General features: G+C 73.2%; 8 protein-coding genes. 6 read left to right on the forward strand and 2 right to left on the reverse strand.

Annotated elements, in window-relative coordinates:
* The 6 genes from AB0G15_RS33380 to AB0G15_RS33405 form a co-directional block, all read left to right on the forward strand.
* The coding region (locus AB0G15_RS33380) for a non-ribosomal peptide synthetase (protein WP_362847574.1) at nucleotides 1–1,002 on the forward strand (1,002 nt) is incomplete at its 5' end.
* Nucleotides 999–6,389 carry an amino acid adenylation domain-containing protein gene (locus AB0G15_RS33385; protein WP_362847577.1) on the forward strand — a complete coding sequence of 1,797 codons (5,391 nt, stop codon included), beginning with the start codon at nucleotides 999–1,001 and terminating at the stop codon, nucleotides 6,387–6,389. The genes AB0G15_RS33380 and AB0G15_RS33385, both read left to right, overlap by 4 nt.
* On the forward strand, nucleotides 6,386–7,459 hold the full coding sequence (locus AB0G15_RS33390; protein ID WP_362847580.1) for a saccharopine dehydrogenase NADP-binding domain-containing protein: 1,074 nt from the start codon (nucleotides 6,386–6,388) through the stop codon (nucleotides 7,457–7,459). Before AB0G15_RS33385 ends, AB0G15_RS33390 begins: the two co-directional genes overlap by 4 nt.
* Complete coding sequence (locus AB0G15_RS33395) at nucleotides 7,456–8,490, forward strand: Gfo/Idh/MocA family oxidoreductase (protein ID WP_362847583.1); 1,035 nt, start codon at nucleotides 7,456–7,458, stop codon at nucleotides 8,488–8,490. Before AB0G15_RS33390 ends, AB0G15_RS33395 begins: the two co-directional genes overlap by 4 nt.
* The gene (locus tag AB0G15_RS33400) at nucleotides 8,487–9,227 is read left to right on the forward strand and encodes an alpha/beta fold hydrolase (protein WP_362847586.1); all 741 of its coding nucleotides are present in this window, start codon (nucleotides 8,487–8,489) and stop codon (nucleotides 9,225–9,227) included. Before AB0G15_RS33395 ends, AB0G15_RS33400 begins: the two co-directional genes overlap by 4 nt.
* Before the next feature lie 60 nt (nucleotides 9,228–9,287).
* Nucleotides 9,288–10,265, forward strand: a complete 978-nt coding sequence (locus AB0G15_RS33405) for a methyltransferase (protein ID WP_362847589.1) — start codon at nucleotides 9,288–9,290, stop codon at nucleotides 10,263–10,265.
* Nucleotides 10,266–10,400: 135 nt separating this feature from the next.
* On the opposite strand, the gene AB0G15_RS33410 is transcribed toward AB0G15_RS33405, so the two are convergent.
* Together AB0G15_RS33410 and AB0G15_RS33415 are read right to left on the reverse strand one after the other, a co-directional pair.
* Entirely contained in the window at nucleotides 10,401–12,878 is a 2,478-nt protein-coding gene (locus AB0G15_RS33410; RefSeq protein WP_362847592.1) for a PEP/pyruvate-binding domain-containing protein, read from the reverse strand.
* A gap of 105 nt (nucleotides 12,879–12,983) precedes the next feature.
* Nucleotides 12,984–13,622, reverse strand: a complete 639-nt coding sequence (locus AB0G15_RS33415) for a response regulator transcription factor (RefSeq protein WP_362695492.1) — start codon at nucleotides 13,620–13,622, stop codon at nucleotides 12,984–12,986.
* Nucleotides 13,623–13,624 lie beyond the last annotated feature (2 nt).

The following is a 13,624-nucleotide window of genomic DNA, read 5'->3' on the forward strand; positions in this document are numbered from 1 at the left end:
TTGTCGGTCGTGGACCGGGTTCCGCCGCGGTTGCGGGTGGCGCTGGTGTCGGGCGACTGGGTGGGGCTGGATCTGCAGGCGCGGCTGGCGGCCGGCAGCGGCGGCCGGTGCCGGCTGATAGCGCTGGGCGGTGCCACGGAGGCGGCGATCTGGTCGAACATCTGGGAGGTGGCGCACGTTCCGGCGCACTGGACGTCGGTGCCGTACGGGTTTCCGCTGCGTAACCAGAGGTTTCGGGTGGTCGATGGCCAGGGCCGGGATTGCCCGGACTGGGTGGCCGGGGAGTTGTGGATCGGCGGCGCCGGGGTGGCGTCGGGTTACCGGGGTGATGAGGTGACGACGGCGGCGAAGTTCGTGCGCTACGGCGGGCAGCGCTGGTATCGCACCGGGGACCTGGGCCGTTACTGGGCCGATGGCACGCTGGAGTTTTTGGGCCGCGCCGACCACCAGGTGAAGATCCGGGGTCATCGGCTGGAGCTGGGCGAGGTCGAGGCCGCACTGGAAGCCTTCCCCGCGGTGAGTCGCGCGGTGGTGGTCGCGGTGGGCGAGCGCCGCCAGCGCCGCCTGGCCGCGTTCGTCACCCCCGCGACCGCCGATCCGGACCAGATCCGCACCTTCCTGACCGACCGCCTCCCCACCCACGCCATCCCCCCGACCATCACCCCGCTGGACGAGTTCCCCCTCACCCCCAACGGAAAGATCGACAGATCCGCCCTCACCACCACCCTCGAACCCCCACCCGACGACGATCCGCCTCGGCCGGGAACCGAACAGCTGCTCGCCGAGATCTGGGCGGAACTCCTGGAGATCCCGGCGCCGGGCCGCAACCGGAGCTTCTTCACCCTGGGGGGCGACTCGCTGCTCGCCACCCGCTTCGCAGAGGTCGCCAGGCGGCGGCTCGGCGTGGAGGTGACCCTGCGGCGCTTCTTCGCCGCTCCCACCATCGCGGACTGCGCCCTGTCCATCGACGACGACCATGACACGGAAGAGGGCGTGCTGTGACCCAGGCCCAGGCACCTGCCGTACGCGAACTGATCGCCGACATGGAGTCGGCGGGGATCAGACTGTGGGAGGAGGAGGGGCGGCTCAGGTTCCGCGCCCCCAAGGGGGCGTTGACCGAGGACCGGCGCGCGGTCCTGCTGAACGCCAAACCGGAGATCATCGAGCAGCTGCGCCGCGAGACCGCGTCGGAGACAGTACGGCCGGAGCCGGAACGGCGCCTGGACCCCTTCCCGCTCACCGACGTCCAGCAGGCCTACCTGGTGGGCCGCAACGACGCGTTCGGCTACGGCGGCGTCGCCTGCCACGGCTACGTCGAGGTCGCCTTCGCCGAGCTCGACGCGGACCGCGTCCAGGCCGCCTGGCGGACCCTGATCGGCCGCCACGACATGCTCCGCGCCGTGATCCATCCCGACGGCCACCAGAACGTCCAGGCGGAGGTCCCCGACTACGACATCCGGGTGACCGACCTTCGCGGCACCGACCCGGAGGAGAGCCTCGCCGCGATCCGCGAGGAGATGGCGCACAAGGTCTACCCGCCGGGCGCCTGGCCGCTGTTCGAGCTGCGGATCACCCACACCGACGGCGCGGCCCTGCTGCACGCCTCGATCGACCTGCTCATCGCCGACTACGTCAGCATCCAGCTGCTGCTCGCCGAGCTGCACCTGTTGCTCGACGACCCGGGCACCGTCCTGCCGCCGGTGCCGCTGAGCTTTCGCGACTGCGTGCTCGGCCTGCGCTCCCAGCGCGAGAGCAGCCGGTACGACCGGGACCGCGCCTACTGGTGGGCCAGGATCGACGACCTGCCCCCCGCCCCCGAACTGCCCGCGCTCGGCCAGGACGCGGGCGCCAGGTTCACCCGCTGGGAGGCCACGCTGGAACCGCGCGAATGGGCGCTGCTCCGCGCCCGCGCGAGCGCGGCGGGCATCACCCCCTCGCAGGCCGTGCTGGCCGCCTACGCCGAGGTCATCGGGCGATGGAGCCGCAGACCCGGGTTCACGCTCAACCTGACGCTGCTCGACCGCCCGCCGCTGCACCCGCAGATCGACGAGGTCGTGGGCGACTTCACCTCGCTCAACCTCCTCGCCGTCGACACCTCGCCGGACGCCCCGTTCGCCGCCCGCGCCACCGCCATCGGCCGGCAGCTCTTCACCGACCTGGAACACCGCCGCTGCGGCGGCATGGAGGTGATCCGCGAGCTGGCCCGCAAGCGGGGCAGGGCCGCCGCCCTGATGCCCGTGGTGTTCACCAGCGCCATCGGCATCGGCCAGGACGAGGCCGAGCACGGCATGCCGGTGTACGGCATCAGCCAAACCCCCCAGGTGTGGGTCGACTGCCAGGTCAAGGAGTACGGCGGAGCGCTGCTGACCAACTGGGACGTCCGCGAGGGAGTGTTCCCCGACGGTCTCGTGGACGACATGTTCGCCGCGTTCACCGACCTCCTCGGCCGCCTGACCAGGGAGGAGACCTGGGCGTCCGCGTCTCCCGTGGAGCTGCCCGAGATCCAGAGGCGCCGCCGCGACCACGTCAACGACACCGTCGCGCCGCTCCCGTACGGCCTGCTGCACGACGAGGTCGTGGCCCAGGCGGGGCGTACCCCCGAACGGGTCGCCGTCGTCGGCGACCGCTCGCTGACCTACGGCGAGCTGCTGGCACGGGCGTCGGGGGTGTCGCGGGCGTTGCGCGAGGCGGGGCACGCACCGGGCGAGATCGTCGCCGTGGTGATGGACAAGGGCGTCGAGCAGGTCGTGGCGGTGCTGGGCACGCTGCTGGCCGGCGGCGTGTACCTCCCGGTCGACACCGGCCAGCCGCCGGGCAGGCGCGACCGCATCCTCGCCGACGCCTCCGCGCGGCTGGTGCTCACCCAGTCCTGGCGGGCCGAGGACGGCTGGATCGCGGTCGACACCCTGCCGCCCGCGCCCCCGGGCCCGGCGGTCGAGCGGCACCCGGACGAGCCCGCCTACGTCATCTACACCTCCGGCTCGACCGGGACGCCCAAGGGCGTGGTGATCAGCCACCGGGCGGCGCGCAACACCGTCGACGACATCGGCGCCCGCTTCGGCATCGGCGCCGGGGACCGGGTGCTCGGCCTGGCCAACCTCGGCTTCGACCTGTCGGTCTACGACATCTTCGGCCCCCTCGCCACCGGCGCCGCCCTCGTGCTGCCCGACGCCCTGCGCCGGGGAGACCCCTCCCACTGGGCCGCGCTCGTCGCCGAGCACGGGGTAACGGTCTGGAACTCGGTGCCCGCGCAGCTGCAGATGCTGGAGCACTACCTCGAGGCCGAATCCCAGGCGGAGCTGCCCACGCTGCGGCTGGCCCTGCTCTCCGGCGACTGGATCCCGGTGGCGCTGCCCGGCCGGATCCGGCGGCGGCTGCCCGGCCTGGAGCTGGTCAGCCTCGGCGGGGCGACCGAGGCCGCGATCTGGTCGATCTACCACCCCATCGGCGAGGACCTGCCCGGCTGGGCCAGCATCCCCTACGGCAGGCCGCTGGCCAACCAGAGCTTCCACGTCTGCGACGCGAGCATGCGGCCGAGCCCCGACTGGGTGCCCGGAGAGCTGTACATCGGCGGCGCCGGCGTGGCGCTGGGCTATCTCGGCGACGAGGCGAAGACCGCCGAGCGGTTCGTCCACCATCGCGGCGAGCGCCTCTACCGCACCGGCGACCTCGGCCGGTACCGGCCGGACGGGAACATCGAGTTCCTCGGCAGGGAGGACTCCCAGGTCAAGATCCGGGGCCACCGCATCGAGCTGGCCGAGGTCGAGACCCAGCTGCAGGCCCACCCGGCCGTCGCCGCCGGCACCGTGATCGTCGACGGCGACCGCGGGCTCGACCGGCGGCTGATCGCCTTCGCGCAGGCCGCACACAGGCAGCAGGCCGTCCCCGGACAGGAGGAGGACGCCGTACCGGACGTCGGCGCGGCGGCGAGGGACGCGGCGGACGCGGCGACCGCCGGCGTCGACCTGCCACGGGTGATCGCGGTGGCCGAGACGCTCGACGAGATCGCGCTCGCGTCGATGGCGGCCGCGCTGCGCGCCTCGGGGCTGTTCACCTTCGAGGACGACGCGTACGGGGCGGCCGAGATCCTGGAGACCGCGCGGGTCAGGCCCGACCACCACCGGCTGGTCCGCCGCTGGCTCACCGCGCTGTGCGAGCACGGCCTGCTCGACCGCGACCCTGAGGGCCGGTACCGGAACCTGCGTACCGGCGCCGACCTGGACGCGCTCTGGCGCCGGGTCGGCGAGCTGGCGGACGGGCTCGACTACGGCGCCGAGCTGATCGGCTTCCTGCGCGTCAGCACCACGCACCTGCCGGAGCTGATGCGCGGCGAGCTCGACGCGCGCGATCTGCTGTTCCCCGAGGCGGGGGTGGAGACGGCCGAGGGGGCGTACAAGGACAACGTCCTCAGCCGCTACGTCAACCGCGTCGTCCGGGCCGTGATCGGCCGCGTGGCGGAGGAGCACACCGGCGGGCCGCTGCGCGTGCTGGAGGCCGGCGCGGGCGTGGGCGGCACCAGCGCCGAGCTCATCCCCGAACTGGCCGGCCACCGGGTCGACTACCTCTTCACCGACCTGTCCAGGTTCTTCCTCACCCGGGCGGCCGAGCGGTTCGCCGGCCACCCCTGGGTGCGCTACGGCCTGTTCGACATCAACGCCGACTACCGCGACCAGGGCTACGAGCCCAACTCCTTCGAGGTCATCCTCTGCGCCAACGTCCTGCACAACGCCCACGACGCGGGCGTGGTCCTGGACAGGTTCCGCGAGCTGCTCGTACCGGGCGGCTGGCTGGTGTTCATCGAGACCACCCGGGAGCACGTGCAGATCATGAGCTCGATGGAGTTCCTGATGAGCCCGCGCGACTACGACGACGTGCGGCGCGGACGCGACCGCACGTTCATCACCCGCGAGGAGTGGCTCGGCCTGCTGGCCGCGGCGGGGGCGGAGACCCTGGCCTGCCTGCCCGAGCCCGCCGACCCGCTGGCGCCGCTGGGCCAGTGCGTCCTCGCCGCCCGATTCCCCGCCGACCGCGAGCACGTCGACCTCGCCGAGCTGCGGGCCTTCCTGGCCGAACGGCTGCCCGACTACATGATCCCGTCCCACATCCAGGTGGTCGACGAGCTGCCGCTGACCGACAACGGCAAGATCGACAGGACCACGCTGGCCACCCTGCTCCCGCGGGCCGCGGGGGAGGCAGCGCCCGCGGGCGAGGAGCCGCGCGACGACCTCGAGCAGCGGCTCGCGGCGCTCTGGGCGGAGCTGCTCGGCCTCCCGCGCGTCGGCCGCGACCAGGACTTCTTCGCCCTGGGCGGCGACTCCCTGCTGGTCACCCGGCTGGCCGGGCGGGTCCGCGAGGAGCTGCCCGAGGCGGGCAACTTCTACTGGGACAGCCTCGTCCGCCAGCTGGTCAACCAGCCGACCGTCGCCGCGCTGGCCGCCCACCTCCGCCAGGCGCGCGAGGACCGCGACCACGGGCTGACCCGCACGCACGCCAGCTCGCTGGTGCGCCTGTCGGAGGGCGAGGGGACGGCCCGCGTGCTGGTCCACGACGGCACCGGGACCCTCACCCCCTACCGGGCCCTGGCCGCCGAGCTCGCCGGCACGCCGCTGCTCGGCCTCGCGATCGACGACGCCGAGCGCTACCTGGAGCTGGACCCCGACACGGCGGCCGAGACGCTGGCCGGATCCTACGCGCGGCTCCTGCTCAAGGAGGGCGTGACGCGCGTGCGCATCGTCGGCTACTGCATGGGCGGGCTGATCGCCACCGAGCTCGCCCGCCAGCTCACCGAGAGCGGCGCGGTCGTCGAGGACCTCACCGTCATCAGCAGCTCGCGGTTCCCCTACCGGATCACCGACGAGCTCATGCTGGAGTACGGCTTCGCCCAGGCGTGCGGCGTCGACCCGGTCCGGCTCGGCTACCCCGGCGGGGACCTGGCCAGGGCGCTGCACGCCGTCCAGGAGGGCTCGCCGGGACAGGTGCCCGAGGGAGGCCTGGCCGCCCTCGCGGACGACCCCGACCCCGGGCTCGCGGAGGTCGGCCGCCGCTTCGCCGCGCTCGCCCTGCCCCCGCACCGGGAACGGCTCGCCGCCCTCGCCCGCGAGCTGGGGCAGCCGCCCGAGCGGGTGGAACTCGCCCACCGGGTGTTCAGGCAGAGCTTCGCGGCCGTCACCCACTACGACCCCGAGCCCTACGCCGGTGACATCACGTTCCTGCGCCAGCGCGGCGTCACCAACGTCGTGCCGACCCTCCAGGACGACATGACCGAGTTCTGGCGGGAACTCTGCCTGGGCCGGCTCACCGTCATCGACGTGGCGGGCGACCACTTCAGCTGTCTCGACCAGGCGCACGCCCCGGGCGTGGCCCGGCTGATCACCGGCGGCTCGGCATGATCGGGATCGTCGGAGGGTACGGCGCGGTCGGCGGTGCGGCGGCGCGGCTGCTCGCCGGCCGTGGCGTCGGTGGCGTCCGTGTCGGCGGGCGCGACCTGGAGGCGGCCCGCCGCTTCGTCGGCGAGGAGCTGGGCGGCCGCGGCGAGGCCTGGCAGGTGGACGCCTACGACGAGGCCGCCCTGGCCAGGTTCTGCCGGGGCTGCACGGTCGTGGTCAACTGCGCCGGCCCCTCCTACCTGCTGCTCGACCGGGTGGCGCGCGCCGCGTTCCTCGCCGGGGCCGACTACGTGGACGCCGCGGGCGACGGCCCGGCGTTCTCCGGGCTCGCGAGCACGGGCACGGCGGACGCGACGGCGGTGCTCTCGGCCGGGATGCTGCCCGGCCTCACCGGACTGCTGCCGCGCCACCTCGCGCGGTTCGCCGGAGCCGGCCCGCACCGGCTCGACGTGTACACCGGCGGCCTCGACCGGCTCACCCCCGCCGCCGCCGGGGACGTCCTGCTCAGCGGCAGGGGAGATCACGGTGAGGCGCTGGCCGCCTGGCGCGGCGGCGCCACGGTCTCGCGGGCGCTGTCCCCGGCGTACGGCGTCGAGCTGCCCTACTTCCACGGACCGGTCACCGCCTACCCCTTCCTCGGCACCGAGGCGGCACGGGTGGCCGGGGAGCTGGGGCTGCAGGAGGCGCGCTGGTACAACGTCATCACCGGCGACCGCGTCATGGCCGCGATGAGCGCGGCGGTCTCGGCGGCCGACCTGATGCGCGTGGCCGAGCTGGAACTGGCCGGGCGCACCCCGTACTACGTCCTGCTCTTCCAGCTCAGCGGCCCCGACACCACCCGCACGATGGCGCTGAGAGTGGACGACTCCTACGAGCTCACCGCCGCGGTCGTGGCGCACGCCACGGAGGCCGTGCTGCGGGGCGACGTCGAGGCCGGTCTCCACCACGCCGACGCGGTGCTCGACCCCGCCAGGATGCTGGCCGACCTGGAACCCGTGGCCAAGATCGAGATCTCCGACGACATCCCGAGGATCGACCTGGCCGCGCCGGCGTTCGAGGAGGGCGCGCTGTGAAGCGGGTCGTGGTCTGCGGGACGAAATTCGGCCAGGTCTACCTGTCGGCCCTGGCGGACGGGCCGTTCGAGCTGACGGGCATCCTGGCCCGCGGGAGCGCCCGGTCCGCCGGATACGCCAGGGCGTACGGCGTGCCGCTGCTCACCGATCCCGACCAGGTGCCCGACCTGGCCGACCTGGCCTGCGTCGTCGTGCGTTCCGGGGTCGTCGGGGGAGAGGGCAGCGAGCTGGCCGGGGCGCTCCTGGCCCGCGGCGTCCACGTGCTCCAGGAACACCCCCTGCACGCGGACGAGCTGGCCCGGTGCCTGCGCACCGCGCGGGCCGCCTCGGCGGTCCACCACGTGAACACGCTCTACGTGCACCTGGAGCCGGTGCGCCGGTTCGTCGACGCCGCCCGCCGGCTGTGCGAGCTCCAGCGGCCCCTCTACGTCGACGCCGCCTGCAGCGTCCACGTCGCCTACGCCCTGTTCGACATCCTCGGCCGCGCGCTCGGCGGGCTGCGGCCGTGGACGTTCGGCCCGGTGGCGCAGGGGACGCCGTTCAGCTGCCTCACCGGCACGATCGGCGGCGTGCCGCTGACCCTGCGGGTGCAGAACCAGATCGCCCCCAACGACCCCGACGCCCACCTGCACCTGCTGCACCGCATCACGCTCGGCACGGAGGGCGGCAACCTCACACTGGTCAACACGCACGGGCCGATGGTGTGGAGCCCCCGCATGTACGTCGGCCGCGACGCCGACGACCGCTTCGCCCTCGAGGAGGATCATCTCCGCCTGCCGAGCGCCACGCTCCTCGGACCGGAACAGGCACCGACATTTCAGGAAATCGTCGGATCACTGTGGCCGAGCGGTGTCCGGCGCGCGCTGACCGACCTGCGCCAGGCCGCCGAAGAGGCCGCCGACCCGATGCGGCAGGGCCAGTACTACCTGACGCTCAGCCGCCTCTGGCTGGACGCCACCGCGGCGATCGGCCGTCCCGAACTGCTGGTCCAGGACGCCCCCCGCCCTCTTTCCGCAGCGGAGATCTCATGAGCTGGTTCCACTGCTACGACCCCAGGCCGCGGTCGGGACTGCGGCTGTTCTGCTTCCCGCACGCCGGCGGCTCGGCGAACTTCTACCGGCCCTGGCACCACACCCTGCCGCCGGCCGTCGAGGTGCGCGCCGTGCAGTACCCGGGACGCGCCGACCGGCGCGCCGACTCGCTGATCGACGACGCCCACCACATCGCCAAGCTCGTCGCCGACGCGATGGCGCCCCTCCTCGACCGGCCGGTCGCGCTGTTCGGGCACAGCATGGGAGCCCTGATCGCCTACGAGGTGGCGCGCGAGCTGGAGGCGCGCGGCCGGGGCGTGGTGCACCTGTTCGCCTCCGGGCGGCACGCGCCGCACGACCACCGGCCGGGCGACGCCCACACCACCGACGACGACCTGATCTCCGACCTGGTACGCCTCGGCGGCGTGCAGGAGGCGCACCTGGCGGATCCGGTGATCAGGGAGCTGACGCTGCCGGTGGTCCGCAACGACTACCGGGTCGACGAGACCTACCGGCACCGTCCGGGCGGCCCGCTGCACTGCCCCGTCACCGCCATCCTCGGCGACCGCGATCCCGAGGTGACCCCGGAACAGGCCGCCCGGTGGAGCGAGCTGACCCGCGACCGGTTCGCCGCCCGCGTGCTGGACGGCGACCACTTCTACCTCGTGCCACGGCGGACGGACGTGGTCGCCCACGTGCTCCGTACCGTCTCCATGGCCTGGCCCTCCACACCGTAGGAAACGCCTTGACTTCCTCCCCGCGGCTGGAGCCGGGGGATTCCACGCCGGAGGTATTCGATGATGGAACACGAGCTCATGAGGATCCTCACCGGCGGATGGGTGGCGGAGGCGACCTTCGCCGCCGTCCGGCTCGGGGTCGCCGACACGATCGCGGAACGCCGCCTGTACTCCTGTGAGATCGCGGAGACGGTCGGCGCGCACCCTGACGCGCTCGGCCGCCTGCTCCGCCTGCTGGCGGGGGTCGGCCTGGTCGACACCGACGAGGACGGCAGGTACGGCCTCACCCCGATGGGCGCCCTGCTGGGCCGCGACGAGCTGGGCCCGCTCGCCGCGCTCTACGGCGAGGACTACTTCGGCGCCGCGTGGCGAGGGCTGCCGCACACCTTGCGCACCGGCGAGACGGCCTTCGAGCACGTCTTCGGCAAGCCCGTCTTCGCGCACCTGACGGGCCGTCCCGGCAGGGCCTCCGTCTTCAACGCCGGCATGGCGGCGGGCGCCGCGTTCTTCCGCGAGGTCCCCATGGCGCACGACTTCTCCGGCGCCCGGACCGTGGTGGACCTGGCGGGCGGCACCGGAGCCCTGCTCGGCACCATCCTGCGGGACCACCCGGAGGCCCGGGGGATCCTGTTCGACGTGCCCGGGGTCGTCGCGAAGGCGCCCGCCCACCTGGACCGGATGGAGGTGCTGGACCGGTGCGAGCTGGTCGGCGGCGACCTGTTCGAGTCCGTCCCGGAGGGCGGGGACGTCTACCTGCTCTCCCGCATCCTGCACGACTGGGACGACGACCGGTGCGTCCGGCTGCTGCGCAACTGCGCCGGGGTGATGGCGACGGGGGCGGAACTGCTGATCATCGAACGCGTCGTCTCCACGGACACCCACCTGCCGCTCGCCTACGACCTGCACATGATGGTGATGACCGGCGGGCGGGAGCGGACCGAGGAGGAGTACCGGGCACTGCTGGAGAGCGCGGGCCTGCTCCCCGGCAAGCTGGTCGAGCTCCCGCTCGGGATGCGGATGCTCACCGCGACCCGCTGATCCGAGGGCGGGGAACGCCGGTCCGAGGGCGGGAAACGCGACCCGCTGGTCCGAGGGCGGGGAAACCGGCCGACGGCAGGGAAAAGGAAAAGGAAAAGGCCGCGGTCCCGCCGGGACCGCGGCCTTTTCCGCGGGTCAGACCACCGCCGGCACCCGGACGACCTCGACGCTGCCCTGGCCGCCGTCGACCCGGATCAGGTCGCCGTCCCGGATCAGCATGGTGGCGTTCCTGGTGCCGACGACGGCCGGGATGCCCAGCTCGCGCGCCACGATGGCCGCGTGCGACAGCGGCGCGCCGACGTCGGTGACCACCGCGGCGGCGCGCGGGAACAGCAGCGTCCAGCCCACGTTGGTCACGGTCGTCACCAGGATCTCGCCCTCCGCGAGCCGGTCGCCGTCCGCCACGGAGGAGATCACCCGGGCGATGCCCTCGACCACGCCCGCGGCGCCGGGGAAGCCGCTGATGGTCTGCGAGGGGGGCGCCACCGTCGCGCCGGCGTCGAACACGTCGCCGCGGCGGTTCGGGTCGGCTGCCCAGCGCTCCGGATCGAACCGGCCGCGGATGATGCCCGGGTACGGCGGGAGCGCCCTGTACAGCTCGTAGGTCGCCCGGCGCTTGGCCACCTGCGAGAGCGGGCGGCGCGAGCCGCGCAGCACGTCCAGGATCTCCTCGATCGTCAGGAAGAACAGGTCGTCGCCGTACCCGGTCACCTCGCCGGCCCGCACGACGAAGCCGCGCACCATCCAGAAGCCGCGCATCATCTCCGAGCGGGTCTCCTCGCGGGCGCGGACGATCTCCTCCCAGCGGTCGATCTTGCGGCGGAACTTCTCGGCCTGCCTCGGATACCGCTCGCGGAACCTGCGCCAGGCGGCGTCGCTCGCCTCGTCCTGGCGGGTCAGCAGCTCGGCCGGGTCGACCGTGAGCCCGGCGATCTGCCTGTCGAGCCAGGCCGGGTCCTCCACCGGCCGGGCCACGGAGACCTCGAACTCGTCCGGGCCCCGGTGGCCGTACCTGCGGACATACTCCTCGCGGGAGATCTCGCCGCGCTTGAACCGCGCCAGGCCGAGCAGCGGGCCGAGGCTCTCCAGCCGGCCGTCCGCGGCCTGGATCCCGGACATCAGCACGGCGGCGTCGGCCTCCCCGACGAGCTTGGTCAGCTGCGAGCCGAGGTAGATCAGCGAACCGGCGTCCTGGCGGGCGGCGGCGGCGAGCATGCGGTTGCACTCGCGGAACCTCGGCTCCACCTCGCTCTCCCAGAGCGCGGCCAGCTCCTCGGCGGTGGCGACCCCGGCGACCCTGGCGCGGACGGCCTCGGTGGTCCGGGGCGCGGACGCGACGTACTCGGGAATCCGGCCCACGAGCTGCTGGATGGCGCGGCGACCCCCCAGCAGCGGCTTGGCCGCCTTGAGGGTCTGCCAGCGCGACATCGGCAGCAGCGGCGTCTCGACCCCCTCCGGCAGCCGCCCGTACACCGGCTCCTGGGTGTCCCTGATCTTCTTGGTCATGCCCAGGGCCCTGCCGAGCGAGGCGGTCAGGCTCATGTTCATGTAGACCCGGCCGCCGATGTTGCCGCACTGGGGGTGGCCGCCGAGGTGCCCGGCGACCATGATCTCGCTGATGAACGCCTGCACGAGCGACCAGGTGCACGGTGTCATCACGCTGGGGATCGCCTCGCCCAGGTTGCCGTTGGTCCACAGGTAGTCGCCCTTGAGCGAGTCGTTCCACACCTCGCGCTGCCCGGTGATGGGCCTGGCCTGAAGGATGTACGGCCGGCCCTCGTGGACGGCCCACTCGACGTCGACGGCGTGGCCGTACAGCTCCTCGATCGCCATGCCCAGCTCGGCGAGCCGTACGGCCTGCGCCCGCGACAGCACGGGCAGGTCGCGCCCGGTCTCCGGCACCGGCACCTCGCGGGTGCCCTCGGGTACGCGGACGGTCATCACGGTCTTGGCCGCGATGTGCTCCTCGACGATCGTGTGGTCGGCGCGGTCGAGAGTGATCGTGTCGGGCGTGACCAGCCCGCCGACGATCGCCTCGCCCAGCCCCCACGCGGCGTTGATGCTCAGGTGATCGCGGTCCTCGGTGAACATCACGCCCGCCGCGTCGGCGGGCACGAGCTCCTGGACGACGACGGCGAGGGCCACCTCGTCGTGGGGGACGCCGTTGCGCTCGCGGTAGGCGATGGCCCGCTCGGTCCACAGCGAGGCCCAGCAGCGCCTGACCGCGTCCAGGACCCGCTCGGCGCCGCTGATGTTGAGGTAGGTGTCCTGCTGCCCCGCGAACGACATCCCGGGCAGATCCTCGGCGGTCGCCGACGACCGTACGGCCACCGCCGGCTCGTCACCCATCTCGCGGTAGGCGGCCCGGATGTCGTCGGCGATGTCCCGCGGCATCTCGTGGGCGGCGAACAGGGCGGCGGTCTCCGCCGCGTCGCAGGACAGGATCCGTTCCCGCAGATCGTGATGGGTCACGAAGGCGCGGTAGGCGGCGGTGGTGACGTGGAAGCCCGGTGGAACCGGCAGCCCGGCCCGAGCCAGGCGGGCGAGGGACTCGCCCTTGCCTCCGACGGTCGCCAGCTCGGTACGAGGGTCAGCCAGCGCAAGCGTGTTCATGGACCATCTCCATTCGTCCCGGGGGTGTCCACTCGCATGAACAGGGCAGACACGTTCACGCTACGGAGCACCGGCCGGGACGGCCCACCCCTAGGCGCCCTTAAGTCAGGTCTCGGAGGCCCGTTTGAGCAGCCCGGTCTCGTAGGCCGTCGCCACCGCCGCGGCCCGGTCGTTCACGCCGAGTTTGGAGAAGATGTGCAGCAGGTGCGTCTTGACCGTCGCCTCGGTGATGAACAGCTTCGCGGCGGCCTCGCGGTTGGTGGCGCCGCGGGCGATCAGCCCGAGCACCTCGAGCTCTCGCCGGCTCAGCGTCTGCTGTTCGGGCGCGCGCACCTTCTGCATGAGCAGCCCTGCCACGGTGGGGGACAGCACCGTCTCGCCGCGGGCGGCCGCCTGCGCGGCGCGGAGCAGCTCGACGCGCGGGGTGTCCTTGAGCAGGTAGCCGGTGGCGCCCTGCTCGATGGCGGGCAGCACGTCCGCGTCGTTGTCGAACGTGGTCAGGACCAGCACCTTGATGTCCGGTGTCTGCTGGCGCAGGCGGCGGATCAGCTCGGTGCCGCTCATCTTCGGCATCCGCAGGTCCATCAGCACGAGATCGGGGTTGGTCTGGCGTGTCAGGACGAGAGCCTCCGGCCCGTCGGCCGCCTCGCCGACGACCTCGAAGGCCTCGTCGGTGGAGAAGATCTCGCGCAACCCGTCGCGGACGACCGGGTGATCGTCCACGACGATGATACGAATCGGCATGC

It is taken from the genome of Streptosporangium sp. NPDC023825 (assembly GCF_040639575.1).
Taxonomy (GTDB): Bacteria; Actinomycetota; Actinomycetes; order Streptosporangiales; family Streptosporangiaceae; genus Streptosporangium.

What these genes read in the sequence shown, in the direction of transcription:
- AB0G15_RS33390 (WP_362847580.1), top strand. Translation starts at nt 6,386, where the DNA reads ATGATCGGGATCGTCGGAGGGTACGGCGCGGTCGGCGGTGCGGCGGCG.
- AB0G15_RS33415 (WP_362695492.1), bottom strand. Translation starts at nt 13,622, where the DNA reads ATGCCGATTCGTATCATCGTCGTGGACGATCACCCGGTCGTCCGCGAC.
- AB0G15_RS33405 (WP_362847589.1), top strand. Translation starts at nt 9,288, where the DNA reads ATGATGGAACACGAGCTCATGAGGATCCTCACCGGCGGATGGGTGGCG.
- AB0G15_RS33410 (WP_362847592.1), bottom strand. Translation starts at nt 12,878, where the DNA reads ATGAACACGCTTGCGCTGGCTGACCCTCGTACCGAGCTGGCGACCGTC.
- AB0G15_RS33400 (WP_362847586.1), top strand. Translation starts at nt 8,487, where the DNA reads ATGAGCTGGTTCCACTGCTACGACCCCAGGCCGCGGTCGGGACTGCGG.